Below are 14,712 nucleotides of genomic sequence, written 5' to 3' on the forward strand. Positions count from 1 at the left end.
AACCCCCCGGCGCCCCCCAACAACGGCCTGCCCCACCCGGCCGGCGGCCCGCCCGCGGCCCTGTGGGCCACCCTCACCACCTGCCCCCTCCCCCCCACGTGTGGCGCCCACCTCTGCCACGGTGGGCGCCACTCGTTTTTTCGCGGCCGAGTCCACAGAGTCGGTTACTTTCCGTCACACGTTGTGCCGTTTTTGTGCACACTGGGGTCATGGTCAACGATCTCGTGGCGAGTGCCCGGAAGCTGGCGCCGCTGCTGGCGGAGCGAGCGGCCGAAACGGAACGGTCCGGAGACGTCGTCTGTGCGGCGGAAATGGCGGAAGCGGGCCTGTTCAGCCTGTTCACACCGGGCGGCGAGGCCGATCTGGCCACCGCGGTCGAGGTGTTCGCCACGCTGGGCCGGGGCTGCGGATCGAGCGCGTGGGTGGCGATGATCCTCTCGGCCAGCTGCGCGTTGGCGGCGTTGCTGGACGACGAGGTGCGTGACGAGGTGTGGGGCGAGAATCCGCTGGCCACGGTGGCCAGCGTGATGGCCCCGACGTCCACCGCCGAGCGTGTGCCCGGCGGCTGGCGGGTCTCGGGGCAGTGGCGCCCGGCGTCCGGGGTGCGGCACGCACAGTGGGCGCTGCTGGGCGTTCCGGTGTCGGACGGGCCGGTGCAGGCTCTGGTGCCGACGAGCGAGACGCGGATCGTGCACACGTGGTCGGTCAGCGGGATGCAGGGCACGGCCAGCGACACCGTGGTGGCCGAGGACATCTTCGTGCCGGATCGGCGGCTGTTGTCGTTGTCCCGCGCAATAGAGGCGGGCTACGCCGCCGACCGTCCGGACGTGCCGTGGGCGACGGTGCCGATCTGGGCGCTGCTGCCGATGATCGGCGTCGGTCCGGTGCTGGGCATGGCCGATGCCGCCCTGGCGTACGCGATCGACATCGTGCGGCGGCGGGGGTCGATCATCGGCACCAGCTACACGCGGGCGGTCGATTCGCCGGCCGTGCAGATCGCCGTGGCCCGAGCGTCCGGCCTGATCGACGGGGCCCGGCTGCATGTGGATCGTTCCGTCCGCGATCTCACGGAGGCGATGCGCGTCGGCGTTGGCCCCGGCGCCACCGTCTCCGCACGGATCCGCATGGACGCCGGCATCGTGTCGGAGAACATCCGCCAAGCCGTCGCCCTGCTGCTGGATGTCACCGGCGCCGGCGCGTTCGCCTCGGCCAGTCCGCTACAGCAGGTGTGGCGCGACCTCGAAGTCGCTTGCCGGCACCAGGTTTTCGTGCCCGACAGCAGCCGGGAAGGCTACGGTCGTGCCCTCCTCGGCCTGAACCAGCCCCACCGCGGCTCGGACGAACGCGGCCACCGCCCGCGACCGTGAGCGTTCGGGCCAGGCCAGCACCACGGTCGTGATCTGGCCGTCCAGGACGGGGATGGCCACCAGCTCCTCGCGGAGGTTGCGCCGCACCGCCTCCGGCATCACCGCCACCATCCGGCCGAGCGCGATCAGCTGCATCATCTGGGCCGTGTCACGGACTTCCGGGCCGTCCCCCGGCAACCCCGGCCAGCGGGGCATGGTCTCGCCCGCCAGGTCCGCCATGTGCAGACTCCGCCGCCGCGCCAGCCCATGTGTCCTGGGCAGGACCGCCACCGACCGCTGGGTCAGCAGCTCCTCCGTGTCGAACCCGCTCAGGTCGTCGTAGGGGTCGTGCAGCAGCGCCACATCCGCCCGGCCCTCGCGCAGCAGGCCCGCCTGCTCCCCGATGCGGCAGATCTCCACCTCCACCGGCAACGCCTCCGGTTCCCCTTGGTACGCCTGGAGAATCCCGCCCAGCAGGCCCGCGTCGCCGTTGGGCTTCATCACCACCACCAGCTTCCGCTCGGGCTCTCCCGCCCGCTGCGCCCGCCGCACCGCCGCCTCCACCGCGTCCAGCGCCTTGCGCCCCTCGTGCAGCAGCACCTCCCCCGCCTCCGTCAGCCGCACCCCCCGGCTGTTGCGGATCAGCAGCTCCACCCCCAGCCGCTGCTCCAGCTGCCGGATCGCCCTCGACAGCGGCGGCTGCGCCATCCCCAGCCGCCCCGCCGCCCGCCCGAAGTGCAGCTCCTCCGCCACCGCCACGAAATACGCCAGCTCCCGCGTCTCCACCCGATCCATACCGCAAGGGTATCGCCGCCGCTTGTCACATGAGGCCCTCCCCACGGCCCGCGCCAAACCCGGCGTCCCCGTCCACCGTGCCCTCTTGGATGGAAATCGGGGGCTCCTCAGCACGGCCGCCAGGTACCGTGCCGGGCATGCGGGGGCAGGAGTTCGAGGCGCGGCAGCGGCAACGGGAGTGGTTCCACGGGCTGACGGTGCCGCCGGGGGCGCACGCCGTCGTCCGGGTGGACGGGCGGGGATTCTCCCGGCTGACGGAGGAGCGGTTCGAGAAGCCGTTCGACGAGCGGTTCTCGCGCATCATGGTGGCCACGGCGGAGGCGATGCTCGGCGAGTTCGGGGCGCGGTACGTCTACACGGAAAGCGACGAGATCTCGGTGCTGCTGCCGCCGGACACGAACCTGTTCGGGCGGGGCGTGGAGAAGATCGTGTCGATCACGGCCGGGTTCGCGTCGGCGGTGTTCACGCACGAGGCGGGCCGGCCGGCGGTGTTCGACAGCCGGATCTGGCTGGGCAACACCGGGGAAGAGGTGCTGGACTACTTCTCCTGGCGGCAGGGGGACGCGACCCGGTGCGCGCTGAACGGCTGGTGCTACTGGACCCTGCGCCACCAGGGGAAGTCCCGGCGCGAGGCGGATGCGGCGATGAGCGGGGCGTCGACGGCGGCGAAGAACGAGCTGCTGTACGGGTACGGCGTCAACTTCAACGAGACCCCGGCGTGGCAGCGGCGGGGAATCGGCCTGTGGACCGAGGAATTCGAGCGCCCGGGGCACGATCCCGTGCGGGACAGGGCCGTCACGGCGGTTCGTCGTCGGGTCAGGATCGAGCGGGAGCTGCCGATGAAGGACGAGTACCGGGCGCTGCTCAGCGATACCGTCAGGGTATAGCCGGGTATCGAACGGGTCCTGGCCACGGGGGTCGGGAGCTGGTGGACTCGTGTCATGACCGACAACACCATCGCCCTGGTCACCGGGGCCAACAAGGGCATCGGCCGCGAGATCGTGGCGCAGCTGGCCGCCCGGGGCATGACCGTGCTGCTGGCCGGCCGCAACCCGGAGCTGGTCGAGCCGGCGGCCGCGGAGCTCGGGGTCCGCGCGGTCATCCTGGACGTCACGGACGACGCCAGTGTGGCGGCGGCGGCCAAGCTGGTGCAGGCGGAGTACGGCCGCCTGGACGTGCTGGTGAACAACGCGGGCATCACGGGCGGGCGCGGCAACGACCTGGCGAGCGTGCAGAAGGTGTACGACACCAACGTCTTCGGCGTGATCCGCATGACCGAGGCCTTCGCCCCGCTGCTGCGGCAGTCGACCAGGCCCCGTATCGTCAACATGTCCAGCACCGTGGGCTCGCTGGCGTTCATGGGCTCGCCCGACAACCAGCTGCCGTTCCTGTTGGGCTACCCCACATCCAAGTCGGCGCTGAACGCCGTCACCGTCCAGTACGCCCGGGAGCTGGGCAAGGAGGGCATCAAGGTCAACGCCGTCTGCCCCGGCTTCTGCGCCACCGATCTGAACGGTTTCCGCGGCACCCGCACCCCGGCCCAGGGCGCGGAGATCGCCGTCACCATGGCCACCATCGACGACGACGGCCCCAACGGCGGCTTCTTCGACGAGAACGGCCCCGTGGCTTGGTGACAACGGGCGGCCAATGATGGGACAGGTGACGTGAAGGGACCATTCCTACACTCCGAGTGGAGGAATGGTCCCTTCCGAACGGCAAAGCAACTACCAGCCGATCTTGAAGGTGTGGGTGGCGCCGAGGGAGCCGGTGACGTCGACGGTGTGGGTGCCGACGCCGGCGACCTTGACGGTGATCGAGGTCTGCAGCTGGGTGGGGTCGGACAGTGCGAAGTTCCAGCCGCCCCAGCCCCGGGACCACAACACCGAGGCTGGGGCGGAGATCGAGACCCGCCCGACGGCGCCGGCGGCCCAGAAGTTGGCGCCGACGACGTCGGAGTCGAGCTGAACCGCTTGCACGGCAGCGGTGTTGGCCAGCACGCAGTAGCGGCCGCGGGCGCCGGCGGTCTCCCACGGCGTCGCGCCGGGCAGCACGACGTAGGCGTAGGTCGCGCCCTTGGGGTTGGCCCCGTGGTCGATGAGGATCTTCTGGAACCGCCGCGTGTACGGCACGGTGGTGCCGTGGGTGTTGGCCCCGGTGTCCACGCCGAACCAAGTGCCGGTGCGGTCTTCCCTTGACGCCACAGCGGTTGCGTCGTCCAGGAGCACGTAGCCGGCCACACCGTCGAGGTGCAGCCAGTGGCGGTCGGTCCGCAGCTTGCGGGTGCCGTTCTCGCCGAGGCTGCGGTTCTCGATGGTGGTGCGCACGTGCGCGCCGCTGGCGTCGGTGATGCCGGCGCCGAGGCAGACCACGCCGTCGGGGGTGAAGAACCACGACTTCTTGGCCGACAGGGTGCCGTCCTGGGAGATGAAGTCGAGCCCGAACGCGCCGTGCCGGTCGTCCCAGCGCGAGCCGCCGACCCACGGGGTGGTGGTGACCGGCGTGGTGGCCAGCAGCGGGGGCGTGGCGCCGTCCTTCTCGGTGGTGCCGGGCAGCAGCGTGGCGTCCACGGTCGGCCAGTACGCGTCGCTGTAGTTGCCCTGATCACCGGGCAGGAACGTGTACAGCACACCGTCGCCGGTGTACCAGCCGTGCATGTTCTGCCCGTTGATGGCCTCGTACCGGGTGATCCGGGTGGAGCCGACGCCGAGCGAGGCCGACCAGGTGGGCGTGATGTGCACCATCCGGTCCTGCTGCGGGAAGACGCGGTGCGTGGACACGGTGTGCGCGGCGTCCCTTGTGGACAGTTCCTTGGCGAACTCGACCTCGGGCACGCCGACCATCTGCAGGCCGCCGGAGAACCGGACCAGGTTCTCCACCTTGAAGTACGGCGCCCACTGGCCTTCCTTGATCCACTTGGTGGCCAGGGAGACCAGCTGCTTGCGGGTGGCGCCGGTGGCGTGCCGGGCCAGCAGCACGGCGGCGGCGGTGAGCTGGTGGCCGGCATCGTAGCCGGTCTCGCCCTGCCGGGACAGCATGCGGCCGCGGACGGGCTCCATCATCGCGCCGGAGGCGACGAAGGGCGCGTACACGTCGGCCACGGTGTCGTAGAACTTCTGCTTCACGTCCGCGGACAGCTGGGTCGCGGTGCCCTCGGTGACGTGGATGATGCCGGCCGCCGCCGTCAGCAGCACCAGGCCGTAGTGGCCGGGGTAGGGCACCACGCCGTGCTGGATGAATGAGCCGTCGGTGTGGTAGCCGTCGCCGGTGGTCACCCGGGCCACGAGGCTGGACACACCGCCGCCGACCTGGTCTGTGACCGCCGCGAGCGCGCTGACGATGCGCTGCTGGTCGCCGGACAGCGCGCCGGCCACGATGCTGATCAGCGACTTGTCGGCACGGTTGGCGCCGGTCTCGACCAGACCGGCCGTGTTGGTGCGGAAGTTGGGGTCGATGTTGAAGCGCAGCACGGGCTTCAGGTAGCGCTGCAACGCCTCGGGCGCGAGGTGCTCACGCACGCAGACCAGGGTCTGGATCACCCAGTACGGCACGCCGATCTCGTACGAGTACCAGTTGCCGATCTCGCCGGTGTTCTCGTTGTACTCAGTGCGGTACAAGGTTTCCAGCGCGGTGGCGATGCGCTCGGCCTGACCGGGCTTGGTCGACAGCGCGGAGCCGGGCGTCGCGAAGTCCACCGCGATGGTGCGCAACCGGTAGTACATCGTCGGGAAGTAGTTGCTGCCCGGGCCGACCGGCAGGTCGGTCCACAGCTGGTCGCCCGTGACGGTCATCGTCGAGTCGTACTGCACGGCCACTTCGTCGAGCGCCTTGACCGCCCCGGTTCTCTCCGCCGACGCGATGTTGCGTCCGACCTGGAGCTCCCGGTAGGCGGCGATGATCTTTTCCGCATCGCTGACGGGCGTGGTGTCGGCGGTGGCGACGCCGGAACCGATCGCTCCGGTCAGCGTGCCGACCGCCGCGGTGGAGACGCCCGCGACAACGCCGTATCGGAGCAGGTTCCTGCGGTTGATCGACATCCCCGCCTCCATTTCACGTATGTGAACACGCTTCACATTCTCGAAATATGGCGGTGAAATTAGTGTGACCGGCAGCACCTGTCAACGGCGCGGCAACGCCACCAGCGCGATCCCGGCGGCCGCGAGCAGGCCCGCCACCTCGACAATGGGGTCGATCCGGCCCGCCGGCAATACCAATGCCACGGCGGCCAGCGCCAGCACAGCGACCTGTATCAGCAGGTAGCGGCGCAATGGGCGGCGAAAAGCGGACAGGTGCAGCCGCGCGCCGATCGGCAGCACGCCGGCGATTCCGGCCAGCACGTGGCCCAGATGAAGCAAGGGAATCAGCAATAGTGCCAAAACGCCGAGGTTGTTCCCATCCGTGAACGCGGTGGCCACCGCGGCGCCGCCGATGAGCACGGTCATACCCGGCGAACTCGGCATCGCCACCGTGACCGCGATGACCACGAGGAACACGATCATCAGCGGGAAACCGAGCCCATGCAGTTCGAGCACGCCCAGCACGGCCAAACCGACCACGGCGATCGCCGCCCGCAGCCACCACGCCGACAGCCCCGGCTTGAGTTCCATGGTCATCGGCGCACCCGCCGGAGCAGGTCGGCGATCGAGGCGCCGTCCGACCACGACATGACGGCCACGCCGCGATCCCGCAAGGCGGTGAGCCGGGCGCTGTGCTCCAGCAGCAGCATCCGCCGCACGGCCTCGCCCCAGCGGTCGGTCTTGTCGGCGATCAGCTGCTGCGGCAACACATCCACCGCCAGCACGCGGTTGCCGCGTCGAGCGGCGTGCACAGCGACCTGCACGATGGCGTCGTCCAGGAACGGCGACAGCACCACAACCACCGCGCCGTGCGGCACCTGGTGCTCGTTCAGCACGGGCGACGCCGACCAGCCGGCCGCCGCCGCACACACCACGACCTGGTTGCGCAGCCGGAGAAGTTGCCGCCGGCCGACCCCCGGCTTCAGGCCCAGCTGCGGCCGGCCCAGGTCGACGAGGCCGACCCGGTCGCCCAGCCGCAGGTAGCTGGCCGCGAGCGAGACGGCGGCCCGCACGGAGGTGTCCATGCTGCCGCCGGGGCGGACCGTCGCGCCCATCAGCGAGACCGACCAGTCGGCCAGCTCCGGCACGACATCGGACCGGGTGTCTAGCGCGAGCACGATGTCCGCGTCGGCGGTGGCATGCCGCTCGCGCACGTACAACTCGTTGTTGTTGCTGCGCAAGGAGATCCGCCAGTCGATGCCGCGCAGCCGGTCCCCCGGCTGGAACGGCCGGATGTCGCGCAGCTCGACGCCGTCACCGGGGCGGCGGGAACGGTGCGCGCCGACCAGGCCGGCCGGTCGCGGCGGCAGCGGACCGACGGGCAGCTTGTCCAAGGGCGGCAACACGGTTCGGCTCATGTCGCTGCCGACCATGGGGCCGTGCACGACCATCCCTTCCGGGCCGGCCAGCAGGTGGTCGACCCGCACGTCCACACCCTCGCCCCACGCCTTGCGGCGCAGCGGGGCCGATATCCTCAGCACGGTCGCCGGCAGCAGGTGCACCCGCCCGGGGCCGCCGACTCCCTGGCTGGGCAACCGAATGGCCAGCAGTTCGGCGTTCTCGCCCGGCTCGATCTCGACGACGACCGACGGCGTGTCCGCGCTCTCGGCCGTGCGGGGCGGCGGCGTCACCTTGACCTTGGGCTCGCCCGCCGGCGGCGCCATCATGGCCAGCACGCCGGAGATCAGCAGCGGGGCCCCGATCAGCACCAGCTCGACCAGGTGCATGATCACGCCGACGACGACCAGTCCCACGCCGAGCAGCAGCGCGCGGCGCAGGGTCTCGGTGCCGTGCCAGGTCTCGTTGCGGCCGCCGGCCAGTGCCGCGCGGATCCGCTCCGCACGGTATCCACCACGCTCACCGCGGCTCATCGGCTGCTCGCCGGGCCCGGGACCTTGCCCAGCAGCTCCGTCACCACCTGCATGCCGGTCAGGCCCGAGGTCCACGTCTCCGGGCGCAGCACGAGCCGATGGGCCAGCGCCGCCACCGCGCACTCCTTGACGTCCTCGGGAAGCACGTGGTCACGCCCGTCCACAACGGACAACGCACGGGCCACGAGCGTCAGGGCCAGGGAACCACGTGGCGACGCGCCGACCTCGACCGCCGGGTGCGCGCGGGTGGCCGCGGCGAGATCCACGCAGTAGCGCAGGATGTCCTCGTCCACCGCGACCTTTTCCACCTCGGCCTGGAGTTCCGCCAGCCCGGCGGCGTCCACCACCGGCGCGACCTCGGTCTCCTCGCGCTGCCGGGCCAGCCGTCGGCGCAGCACCTCGATCTCCTCGTCGGCCGGCGGGTAGCCCACGTCCAGCCGCAGCAGGAACCGGTCGAGCTGGGCCTCCGGCAGCGGGTAGGTGCCCTCGTACTCCACGGGATTCGCGGTCGCCAGCACGTGGAACGGCCGGGGCAGAAGGAAAGTGCGGCCCTCGACCGTGACCTGCTTCTCCTGCATGGCCTCCAGCAGCGCCGACTGCGTCTTGGGCGGCGTGCGGTTGATCTCGTCGGCCAGCAGCAGCCCCGCGAACACCGGGCCCTGCCGGAAGGTGAAGTCCCTTGTGGACGGATCGTAGAGGAAGGACCCGGTGACGTCGGCCGGCAGCATGTCCGGCGTGCACTGGAGGCGGCGGAACTCCAGGCCCAGCGCCTGGGCCAGGCTGCGGGCCAGCAACGTCTTGCCCAGCCCGGGCACGTCCTCCAGCAGCACGTGACCGCCGGCCAGCACCGCCGCCAACGCCAGCCGCAGGGTGCGCCGCGCGCCGACGACGACTTCTCCGACGGCGTCGAGCACCGACTCGCTCGCGGTGGCCACGGCAGTCACAGTTCCTCCAGGCGCTTGAGCAGTTCCGCGAACCGTGCCGGGTTCGGCAGGGTCGCGGCGGGATGGGTGAGCAGCCGGTGCAGGTCGTCGCCGAGCAGCTCACGGGCCCGTGGGTCGTCGAGACCGATGTCCTCGCAGCCGGGTTGGCGGCGGATTCGGCCGAGGGCAAGGGATTGCAGCCGGGGGCGGACGCGGTTGGCGAACCGGATCGGGTCGCTCTCGGCGTCGGCCAGGCGGGCCCCGAGCGAGCTGGCGTGCGTGGCGATCGGGGCGGATCCGCCGGCCGGCAGCGGCTGCCAGCTCGGGTCCACCGGCGGCAGCAGGCGCGCGCCGAGGTAGGCCAGGCCGGCGACGGCCAGCGTGATCAGCACCGCCCACGGCAGCAGCGGCACGCCGATCAACACGTACTGCACGACCAGCGCGACCAGTGCGGTCAGGCCGGTGACAAGCCAGATCAACGGGCCGCCTCCAGGTCGGCGACGATCCGAACCAGCGCGTCGCCCGCCGCCTCGGCGTCCGCGTCGGTCACCCCTCCCGCGCGGCCGAACCGCGCGCGGCCGTAGAGGCGGCGGAGATCGTCCAGCGCATCGGGACTCACGGCATGCCCGGCCAGCACCGCGCCGACGAACTCGGTCGGCGTCTCGTGCGGCTGGCGTTCGGTGCCGGTCTCGGTGGCCGCCTGCTCCAGGCTCAACCACGCCGCCACCACCCGGTCCGACGGCGGGCCGCCCTCGCGTCGTCGCAGCTGGACGACCGCCCGCCGGCCGGCCTGGACGAGCAGGCCGAGCTGGCCGGCGCCGCCGTCGTCTTCGAGCTCACGGCCGTGCGGGGTGACCATCGCGCGCACCCGCCGACGGCGGCGCACCAACGTGATCAGCGAGATCACCGCGGCCACGCCCAGCAACAGGCCGACCACGCCGAGCACGAGGACCAGGTAGGTCAGCGGACTCGCGCTCTGGTCGGACTGTTCCGCTTTGGTCGGCGGCGGGACGTGGGTCGGTTCGGTGATGTGGCCCAGCTCCAGCGGCCGCAGCGTGAACGACACGGCTCCGCGCGCGGCGACCACTGCGAGCAGCAGCAGGGCCGCCAACGCCAGGATCCGGGGCGTGACACGCGACATGCTCGCAGAATGCACCATCTGACAGGCTGGCGGCATGGGATTGTTCACGATCGTGCAGGCTCGTGACGAGCTGGCGCGCCTTATGCCCGTTCTGGACGAGCTCGTCGCGCTGCGGGCCGACGCCGCCGAGCTGGCGTCCTCGCTGCAGCCCGGCGGGCGGCCGACGGCGCTGGGCGGGATGCCCGAGTGGAAGGCGGCGCAGGCGCGGCTGGACGAGCTGATGACCGTGGTGCAGGACACCGGGGCCGTGCTCAAGGGCTTCGCGCCGCTGCTGGTCGACTTCCCGGCCGACCTCGACGGCGTGCCGGTGCTGCTGTGCTGGCTGGAGGGCGACCGCGAGCTGGCCTGGTACCACCGCGACGACCTGGGCTTCGCCGGCCGCCGCCGGCTTGGCAACTGAACGTTCACTCAATTATCCTGGGCGCATGCGGACCCGCGACCCCGAGGCCAAGCGGCAGGCGCTGCTCGACGCCGCCCTGACCGAGTTCGCCGCGCACGGCATCAGCGGCGCGCGGATGGACCAGGTCGCCAAGCGCGCCGGGTGCAGCGCCGGGCTCGCGTACACCTACTTCAAGGGCAAGGACGAGCTGTTCGACGCCGTCTACGAGCAGATCGTGCGGCACACCATCAGCGAGGCGCCCATCGACGCCGAGGACTTGCCCGGCTACGCCGTGCGGCTCTACGACGCCAACGTGGCCAATCCCGAGGTCATGCGGCTGATCAACTGGTACCGCCTCGAACGGGGCGAGGCCGCGCTGGCCACCCCGCTGGCCCTCGAATCCACGCAGCACAAGGTCGACGCCGTCCGCGCCGCCCAGACCGCCGGCACGGTCTCCGACCGCTTCCGCGCCGAGGACCTCGTCGCCCTGGTCCAGCACACCGCCATGCTGTGGTTCGTCGACGACGTCGCCGCGCAGGACCGAGACTGCGTTCGCGCCACCATCGCCGAGGCCGTGCGGCGACTCGTCACGCCGTAAACCCGATTGCGTTGCCGCTGCGGGGTTGTGAGCATCGGCGGCTGACCGTGCACGACTCGCTTCGCGGCCTCGCCTTCGGCGAACAGTGGATCCTGCTCCCTTCGTCCGAAGTGGACGATGCGCTGGCCGCACGACGGGTGGCCGGCGGAACCTGGCCGTGGACCGACGACACCGCGATGACCCGGGTCCTCGTGACGCATCTACACGCTCATGGCGCCGTCGTCGAGCAGGCTCGGCGCCAGGCGTCGGTCACCCACGCGCACTCCCAGGCCGTGGCCGGGGCGATCGCCGTTGTCGACGTGGTTGGCGTCGTGCGAACCTAGTGATATCGAGCCGTGAAGCCGTTGTGGGTCTCGGCGTAGCGGTCGAACTGGCTCCGCAGCATGGCGGCGGCCTCCGGGCAGCGCCGCTCGAAGGCCGTCCAGCCGGCGAAGGCCAGCTCGGCCGGCAGCTCGACCAGGCCGGTGATCGCGTCCCACAGGGCCGGCCAGTTCATACCGTAGAAGTCGGGGAAGTTGAGGTCCCGCTTCAGCACGGTGTGCAGTTGGCGCTCGTCCTGGACGTCGGCGAGGTCGATGGCCAGACGCGGCGGTGGCGGCGGATCCTCGGGCTGCCCCCAGAACTCGGGCAGCCACCAGCACAGGCGGGCCGGATCGTCGGGCCAGGGCCGCTTCGAGTCGGAGAACTTCTCGAAGAAGTCCACGTCGAGGTCGATCGGCCGCCATGCCTGGTCCAGGGGCTCGTCCTCGGTCGGCGGCCGGACGTACTTGCGGCCGCGCTGGTCGCAGGCGCCGTAGGCGAGGTAGTTCCGCTGCGCTTCGTACAGCGAGGGCCGATTGGCGCCGCCCGGCCGGAAGGGCCAGCGGAACTGGACCCCGTCGTCCTCCCAGAAGCAGATGTCGCAGATGGCGTAGGACCGGGGCCAGCCGTCCTCGACATGGAAGACGAGATGGCCGCAGCACGGGCAGGGCCGCCGGCCGTCGTCGTCAGCCACCGGTGCTCTCGGCGGCCCGCTTGATCACGGCCAGGCGGCGGTCCCAGACCGAGGCCAGGCCGGCCAGGTAGCGGGAGGCGCCCTCCAGCGGGGCCGATTCGACCTGGTAGAGGACCTGGCGGCCGTCGCGGCGGGAGCTGACCAGGCCGGCCTGCTCCAGGACGAGCAGGTGCTTCATCACGGCCTGCCGGGACACCGGCAGCCGTGCGCCGAGGGTGGTCGCGCTGGCCTGCCCGAGCTCGGCCAGCACGTCGAGGAGCTGACGGCGGGTCGGGTCGGCCAGTGCGACGAGCACGGCGTCAACGCTCACATTCGGCCTTCGCCACGTCCAGCTGCATGCGCCATCCCTTGATGTTGCCTTCCCGGTGCTCGGCGGCGCGCAAGCCGCTCTCGACGACCTTCAGCGTGGTCGCCCCGTCGGCCTCGCTCAGCCAGAACTCCACGAGCGTCGTCGCCCGTTCGTCTCCGTCGTCCAGCCAACGGTACGACACGTAGCTGTGCGGCTCGGCCTTTTCCGTGCGGATCCTGAAGGTCCCGTACCGGGGGTCGACCACCACGTCAACGTCGTCGCTCTCGCGGCTGCGCGTCTGCCGGCTCCGGTCGCCGTCGCCGATCCACCAGCCGGCCTGGCTGACCAGCCCCCACACCCGCTCGGCCGGTGCGTTGATGACGATCTCGCGCTCGATGTCGTCCACGTTCTCTCCTCCTCGTGTGCTACCCCCAGGTTGCACCTCGGTGAGCAAAAGTGCAACCCATGGGTTTCACTTGAGGGTCAGACGGCCGGGTTGAGCATGCGGTCGTTGTACAGCTTGCGCATGTCGGTGGTGTTGACGTCGTCGTTGTCCATGAGGACGGACAGCTCGGCATCGGCCCGGGCGGCCGCCCCGCCGCGGGCCAGCATGACGGCCTCGTAGGCCCGAACGGCCTGGTCCAGGTCGTCGTGGGCGGCGACGGCGGCGGCCAGGTCGGAGCCGTCGATCAGGGCGAGATTAGCCCCGATGCCGTGCGGCGGCAGGAGATGGGCGGCGTCGCCGAGCAGGGTGACGCCGGGCACGTGCGCCCAGGAGTGACCGTCGGCGAAGGCGTGGATCGGACGATTGACGAAGCCGCCGTCGCTCTCGCGGATGAGGTCGAGCAGGCTCTCGTGCCAGCCCTCCAACCGACCGAGCACGTAGGCCCGCACGGCCTCGGTGTCGTCGAGGTCGACGCCGGCGGCGACGTGCCAGTCGAGGGGAAGGTCCTCGAACATCGCGTACGCGCGGACGTGCCCGTCGCTGTTGCGCTGCGCCCCCAGCATCACGGGGCGTTCGGTGTCGACCATGCTGCCCGCGCCGATGAGCTCGGCCAGCACGGGATGCCGGTTGTCGATGTCGTCGAAGTACGTCTCCAGCATCGACGTTCCCGTGTAGTCGGGTAGGGCAGCCGACACGGCCGGGCGGACCCGCGACCAGGCCCCGTCGGCTCCGATCACGAGGTCGAACATTTCCGTTGTGCCGTCGGCAAAAAGCACCTGCGTTTGGCCGTTGTCCGTCGTCACGCCGGCGATCGGCCGTCCCCAGTGGACAGTGCCGGGCTTGAGACCCGCAAGGCGATGGCCGACGCCGCGATGGCCCTGTTCGTCGCCCACGGCTACGACAACGTGGGCGTCAAGCACGTCGCCGACGCCGCCGACGTCTCCGTGACCACGCTGTTCAAGTACTTCCCCAGCAAGGAGGCCCTGGTCTTCGACGTGGACGGCGACGTCGAGGCCGCCCTCGTGGCGTGCAGCTGGCCCGCCGCTACCCCGACGAGGACTCGGCGCTCGACGCCGTCTTCGACCTGCTGGAGAGCGGCTGGGCTAGCCCCGGCGGCGCACCATCTCCGTGATCCAGACCGGGGCGAACGGCGAGGTGCAGTTCGGCGGCGTCGGATAGTCCTTGAGCACCTCCAGGCGCTCGCCGATGTCGACGGCGCGGGCCCGGTGCTCAGGGTGCTCAATACCGATCTGGGCCAGGCAGGTGTTCATCGCCCACTGGAGGCGCTCGGGGGCGTCCTTCATGCCGGCCTCGATGATGTCGAGCAGGCCGGCCAGGTCGAGCCCCTCGGGCTGCCGCACCACACGTTCGGCGGTCAGGGCCCAGCCGGCGCCGGCGACGACGGGATCGGGATCCTCGAACCAGGCCTGGCGCAACGACTCGGCGTGCGGGCTCTTCTTCACCACGTAGCCGACGTGCCAGTCGATGACCTTGGGCCAGCGCGCTTCGCGCAGCATCGCGTCGAGGTCGTCGCGACCGAAAGCCTTGGGGCGACAGATCAACAGCGCCAGCAGCCGGGCCGCGGTGTCGCCGGTGGCCCAGAGCTCGACCGAGAGTTCCTGTTGGGTCTTGAGCCGCTTGGCCACCGCCCGCAGCCGGCCGAGGTTCACCCCGTGGTCGTCGCCGTGCTTCTCGTTGACCGCGCGGACCTTGGGTTCCTCCATCGCGGCAAGCTCGGCCAGCAACCCGGCCACGGTCTCGGTCATACCGGTGAGCCTACGACCGCTGCCGCACGTGAGTGGCTCATTTCGCGCCAGACGCCACCTGAGCCACTCAGGTGGCGCCAAAACGCGAAGTG

At 71.0% G+C, this 14,712-nt stretch carries 17 protein-coding genes and 2 pseudogenes; 7 read left to right on the top strand and 12 right to left on the bottom strand.

Annotated elements, in window-relative coordinates:
• Positions 1–893: 893 nt before the first annotated feature.
• Positions 894–1,208, top strand: a pseudogene (locus tag AB0M73_RS43160) (oxidoreductase); the annotation flags it as partial.
• A 9-nt stretch (positions 1,209–1,217) separates the two neighbouring features.
• On the opposite strand, the gene AB0M73_RS43165 reads toward AB0M73_RS43160, so the two are convergent.
• Complete coding sequence (locus tag AB0M73_RS43165) at positions 1,218–2,141, bottom strand: LysR family transcriptional regulator (RefSeq protein ID WP_363904570.1); 924 nt, start codon at positions 2,139–2,141, stop codon at positions 1,218–1,220.
• A 137-nt stretch (positions 2,142–2,278) separates the two neighbouring features.
• On the opposite strand from AB0M73_RS43165, the gene AB0M73_RS43170 reads away from it, so the two are divergent.
• Together AB0M73_RS43170 and AB0M73_RS43175 are read left to right on the top strand one after the other, a co-directional pair.
• Complete coding sequence (locus AB0M73_RS43170) at positions 2,279–3,028, top strand: tRNA(His) guanylyltransferase Thg1 family protein (protein WP_363904573.1); 750 nt, start codon at positions 2,279–2,281, stop codon at positions 3,026–3,028.
• 54 nt (positions 3,029–3,082) lie between these two features.
• Complete coding sequence (locus tag AB0M73_RS43175) at positions 3,083–3,775, top strand: SDR family oxidoreductase (protein WP_363904576.1); 693 nt, start codon at positions 3,083–3,085, stop codon at positions 3,773–3,775.
• Positions 3,776–3,865: 90 nt separating this feature from the next.
• Here the strand turns inward: AB0M73_RS43175 and AB0M73_RS43180 are convergent, their stop codons facing one another.
• The 6 genes from AB0M73_RS43180 to AB0M73_RS43205 all read right to left on the bottom strand — a co-directional run bounded on the left by AB0M73_RS43180 (position 3,866) and on the right by AB0M73_RS43205 (position 10,149).
• Positions 3,866–6,175 carry a polysaccharide lyase 8 family protein gene (locus AB0M73_RS43180; RefSeq protein ID WP_363904579.1) on the bottom strand — a complete coding sequence of 770 codons (2,310 nt, stop codon included), beginning with the start codon at positions 6,173–6,175 and terminating at the stop codon, positions 3,866–3,868.
• Positions 6,176–6,256: 81 nt separating this feature from the next.
• Positions 6,257–6,751 (bottom strand): hypothetical protein, encoded by a 495-nt coding sequence (locus AB0M73_RS43185; protein ID WP_363904582.1) that lies wholly within the window; start codon positions 6,749–6,751, stop codon positions 6,257–6,259.
• Positions 6,748–8,085, bottom strand: coding sequence for a DUF58 domain-containing protein (locus AB0M73_RS43190; RefSeq protein ID WP_363904584.1), 1,338 nt, complete (start codon positions 8,083–8,085; stop codon positions 6,748–6,750). The genes AB0M73_RS43185 and AB0M73_RS43190 overlap by 4 nt, the downstream gene beginning before the upstream one ends.
• Complete coding sequence (locus AB0M73_RS43195; RefSeq protein ID WP_363904587.1) at positions 8,082–9,020, bottom strand: MoxR family ATPase; 939 nt, start codon at positions 9,018–9,020, stop codon at positions 8,082–8,084. The genes AB0M73_RS43190 and AB0M73_RS43195 overlap by 4 nt, the downstream gene beginning before the upstream one ends.
• A 5-nt stretch (positions 9,021–9,025) precedes the next feature.
• The gene (locus AB0M73_RS43200) at positions 9,026–9,487 is read right to left on the bottom strand and encodes a hypothetical protein (RefSeq protein ID WP_363904590.1); all 462 of its coding nucleotides are present in this window, start codon (positions 9,485–9,487) and stop codon (positions 9,026–9,028) included.
• Positions 9,484–10,149 carry a DUF4129 domain-containing protein gene (locus tag AB0M73_RS43205; RefSeq protein WP_363904593.1) on the bottom strand — a complete coding sequence of 222 codons (666 nt, stop codon included), beginning with the start codon at positions 10,147–10,149 and terminating at the stop codon, positions 9,484–9,486. The genes AB0M73_RS43200 and AB0M73_RS43205 overlap by 4 nt, the downstream gene beginning before the upstream one ends.
• Before the next feature lie 34 nt (positions 10,150–10,183).
• Here AB0M73_RS43205 and AB0M73_RS43210 point away from each other — a divergent pair, with 34 nt between their 5' ends.
• Genes AB0M73_RS43210 through AB0M73_RS43220 form a run of 3 tightly spaced genes read left to right on the top strand, consistent with a single transcriptional unit; the run spans position 10,184 to position 11,449 of the window.
• Positions 10,184–10,549, top strand: coding sequence for a DUF2203 domain-containing protein (locus tag AB0M73_RS43210; RefSeq protein ID WP_043723896.1), 366 nt, complete (start codon positions 10,184–10,186; stop codon positions 10,547–10,549).
• Between the two features lie 25 nt (positions 10,550–10,574).
• Positions 10,575–11,126, top strand: a complete 552-nt coding sequence (locus AB0M73_RS43215; protein WP_363904595.1) for a TetR family transcriptional regulator — start codon at positions 10,575–10,577, stop codon at positions 11,124–11,126.
• A 47-nt stretch (positions 11,127–11,173) separates the two neighbouring features.
• Positions 11,174–11,449: an ADP-ribosylglycohydrolase family protein gene (locus AB0M73_RS43220; protein WP_363904597.1), complete on the top strand. Its 276-nt coding sequence runs from the start codon at positions 11,174–11,176 to the stop codon at positions 11,447–11,449.
• On the opposite strand, the gene AB0M73_RS43225 is transcribed toward AB0M73_RS43220, so the two are convergent.
• From AB0M73_RS43225 to AB0M73_RS43240, 4 genes are all read right to left on the bottom strand, one after another.
• Positions 11,446–12,120, bottom strand: coding sequence for a CPCC family cysteine-rich protein (locus tag AB0M73_RS43225; protein WP_363904599.1), 675 nt, complete (start codon positions 12,118–12,120; stop codon positions 11,446–11,448). The two genes, AB0M73_RS43220 and AB0M73_RS43225, sit on opposite strands and share 4 nt — an antisense overlap.
• A complete protein-coding gene (locus tag AB0M73_RS43230; protein WP_043723887.1) occupies positions 12,113–12,430 on the bottom strand; it encodes a metalloregulator ArsR/SmtB family transcription factor in 318 nt (105 codons plus the stop codon). The genes AB0M73_RS43225 and AB0M73_RS43230 overlap by 8 nt, the downstream gene beginning before the upstream one ends.
• A complete protein-coding gene (locus AB0M73_RS43235) occupies positions 12,420–12,815 on the bottom strand; it encodes an SRPBCC domain-containing protein (protein WP_363904604.1) in 396 nt (131 codons plus the stop codon). The genes AB0M73_RS43230 and AB0M73_RS43235 overlap by 11 nt, the downstream gene beginning before the upstream one ends.
• A gap of 77 nt (positions 12,816–12,892) precedes the next feature.
• The gene (locus tag AB0M73_RS43240) at positions 12,893–13,747 is read right to left on the bottom strand and encodes an FAD-dependent monooxygenase (RefSeq protein ID WP_363904607.1); all 855 of its coding nucleotides are present in this window, start codon (positions 13,745–13,747) and stop codon (positions 12,893–12,895) included.
• Here AB0M73_RS43240 and AB0M73_RS43245 point away from each other — a divergent pair.
• Positions 13,712–13,882, top strand: a pseudogene (locus AB0M73_RS43245) (helix-turn-helix domain-containing protein); the annotation flags it as partial. The gene AB0M73_RS43240 and the pseudogene AB0M73_RS43245 sit on opposite strands and share 36 nt — an antisense overlap.
• Positions 13,883–13,957: 75 nt before the next feature.
• Here the strand turns inward: AB0M73_RS43245 and AB0M73_RS43250 are convergent.
• On the bottom strand, positions 13,958–14,620 hold the full coding sequence (locus AB0M73_RS43250; RefSeq protein ID WP_363904610.1) for a DNA alkylation repair protein: 663 nt from the start codon (positions 14,618–14,620) through the stop codon (positions 13,958–13,960).
• Positions 14,621–14,712 lie beyond the last annotated feature (92 nt).

Source organism: Kutzneria sp. NPDC051319 (assembly GCF_040682195.1).
Lineage (GTDB): Bacteria > Actinomycetota > Actinomycetes > Mycobacteriales > Pseudonocardiaceae > Kutzneria.